Genomic DNA, 266 nt, shown 5'->3' with positions numbered 1-266 from the left:
TCCCAATCATCCTCAGCCATACCATCTTCAATTGTGATAATAGGGTAAGTTTTAATAAGTTGTGCTAAATAATCTACCTGTTCCCCCACATCACGATATTTCCCCTCACCTTCATAAAAATAGGAACCATTTTTATAAAATTCGGTTGCAGCACAATCTAAACCAAGGGCAATTTGTTCACCTGGTTTATACCCACATGCTATTATAGATTCCATAATAAAATCAATCGCTTGCTCGGCGCTTTTAAATTGAGGTGCAAAGCCACC

At 38.0% G+C, this 266-nt stretch carries 1 pseudogene; it reads right to left on the bottom strand.

From position 1 onward, the window contains the following. Positions 1–266: pseudogene (eno, locus tag ACFINO_RS10870) on the bottom strand (phosphopyruvate hydratase); the annotation flags it as partial.

It is taken from the genome of Bartonella sp. AA83SXKL (assembly GCF_042196965.1).
GTDB lineage: Bacteria > Pseudomonadota > Alphaproteobacteria > Rhizobiales > Rhizobiaceae > Bartonella.
The sequence above is the reverse complement of the archived record's forward strand: the minus strand, read 5'-3'. Positions and strand labels throughout refer to the sequence as shown.